Origin of the sequence: Streptomyces sp. NP-1717, from assembly GCF_022695985.1 — a bacterium.
Lineage (GTDB): Bacteria > Actinomycetota > Actinomycetes > Streptomycetales > Streptomycetaceae > Streptomyces.
In genome coordinates, this window is the sequence record NZ_JAAPBF010000433.1 from 1 (window position 1) to 2,230 (window position 2,230).

Sequence of the window (2,230 nt, forward strand, 5' to 3'; positions counted from 1 at the left end):
GCCACGGCGCACGCCCGCCCCGACCGCCCCGGCCGCCCGTCCTGGCCGGCCGAATTCCCGCTGCCGAACGGCTTCCGCCCCGAGGGCATCGCCATCGGCGGCGGCCCGTACGCCTACATGGGCTCCCTCGCGGACGGCTCCGTCCGCCGCGCCGACCTGCGCACCGGCGAGGGCAGGACCGTCCTGGCGGGCGCGACCGGCTCGGCCGCCACCGGCCTGAAGCTCGACCGCGACGGACTGCTCTACATCTCCGGCGGTCTGAGCGCCTCCATCCGGGTGCTCGACACCCGTACGAACCGGCTCACCGCCACGTACCGGCCGACGACGGCCGGCTTCGTCAACGACGTGATCCTGTACGGCGACCGCGCCTGGTTCACCAACTCGCACCTCCCCGTGATCCACACCGTCCCGCGGGGCCACGGCAGAGGCGGCGACCTGCGGGAAGTCCCGCTCGGCGGCGACTGGACGCAGGGCCCCGCCGGCACCATCAGCGCCAACGGCATCGAGACGACCCCCGACGGCCGCGCGCTGATCGTGGTCAACAGCCCGGCGGGCACGCTGTTCCGCGTCGATCCGAGGACCGGGCACGCCACGAACATCACCCTGCGGGGCGCGGACGGCGTCGTCAACGGCGACGGTCTGCTGCGCGTCGGCCGCACGCTGTACGTGGTGCAGAACCGCCTCAACGTGATCACGGTCTTCGACCTCGACGCCCGCGCCCGCACCGCGACGCTGCGCCGCACCATTACCGACCCCCGCTTCGACGTCCCGACGACGGCGGCGCGCCTGGGCAACCGCCTCTACCTGGTCAACGCCCGCTTCACGACGCCCCCGACACCGGAGACGACGTACAACGCGGTCGCCGTACCGCTCCGTTGACCGCGTGACGCGTCAGCCGAGCGGGGTGGTGGCCGCCGCGCGGACGCCGGCGGAGGTGGGGGCGGGGATCTCCAGGAGGCCCTTGTCGGTGGAGGAGGCCGGGCTGTCCGCGCCGACCGGGGTGGTCGTCATCGGGCGTTCGGCGGCGCACCGCTGCTTCTCGGCCGCGGACATGGGGCCGGTGCGCTGGAGGAGGCGGTCGGGTACGGCGCGGGAAGGGCCGTCGACGACGGCGTGCAGCCGGTAGTCGTCCTTCTTGCTGACGAACCAGCCCTCGACGCGCTCCCTGGTGGGCTGGAGTTCGACCCAGCTGACCTCGCCGGGCTGGATCGTCTCCACGATGTCGCGCTGGTCGCTGCTGAACCACTGCCAGGGCCGTTGCCACTGCTTCTCGTAGGCGAGGGCGAACTGGGCGGCCATCGGGCGGTCCTTGATCCGCTTCTGGTCCTCGGCGCGGTCGCCGGTGGTGGGCAGCCGGGCGACTTCTTCGAGGGAGAGGTTGGCGTCGGCGTAGGTCTGGGCGATGCTGTCGTGGCTGCGTTCGGCGTAGCGCACGGTGCGGGTGTGCTGGACGGTGTTGCGGGTGCAGTTGACGAACGCCTCGCCGATGACGCGGGCCTTGCCGTAGAAGCGGAACGAGGTACGGGTGTCGGGCCGGAAGGTGCAGGCGTTCTCGCCGTTGCAGGCGGCGGCCGCGTTGTGCAGGGTCTTCTCGCGCTCGTTGCCCTTGTACGCCTCGGCCGTGCCGAGCGCGGTCCGGTCGACCGTCCGGTCGACGGATGTCGGTACCTCCACCGCGCGGAGGTCGGCGATCATGGGCGTGCAGGTCAGGTGGGTACGGGAGCTGGTGACCTTCGAGGTGAAGGTCAGCACCGGGTCGTTCTCCGTGGCGGTGAACGCGTACGTGCGCGCGGTCCACGAGCCCCTGCCCGCGGTGCCCTTGACCCGGCCGGGGTCGTGGGCGGTCGTCACCTCCCGGAGCTGTCCGCCGCTGCCGTCGACGGTGTACGGCTGGCCGTTCTCGACGTCGGAGGCCACGCATTCCTTGGAGACGGCCGGGCTGTCCTCGTAGGTGACGGTGACCTCGGCGCCGGTGCGCACACCGCGCAGGCGCTGGCGCAGGGTGTTGCCGTCCTTCTGGAGGGCGACGCCGTGCGCGCTGTCGGTGCGGCCGGAGGCGGCGGGCGAGTAACGCTGGTTCGCACCGGTCCAGTTGTCGATGGCGACGGTGGTGGGGCCGTCGCCCTTCGTCGCGGGCAGGGCGAAGTCGCCGTTGAGGATGCCCACGGGCTGCTCGGCCGGGGCGGCGTGAGCGGTGGGGGGCGGGAGCGACAGCCCGGTGGCGGTGAGG

General features: G+C 72.9%; 2 protein-coding genes. One reads left to right on the plus strand and one right to left on the minus strand.

Features of this window, described 5'->3' with window-relative positions; genetic code table 11:
- A partial coding sequence (locus GXP76_RS35260) for a superoxide dismutase (protein ID WP_242575694.1) occupies positions 1-879 on the plus strand: 879 nt, incomplete at its 5' end.
- A gap of 12 nt (positions 880-891) precedes the next feature.
- Here GXP76_RS35260 and GXP76_RS35265 read toward each other — a convergent pair.
- Positions 892-2,230, minus strand: a 1,339-nt coding sequence (locus GXP76_RS35265) for a hypothetical protein (RefSeq protein WP_242575695.1), incomplete at its 5' end; no start/stop codon positions are given.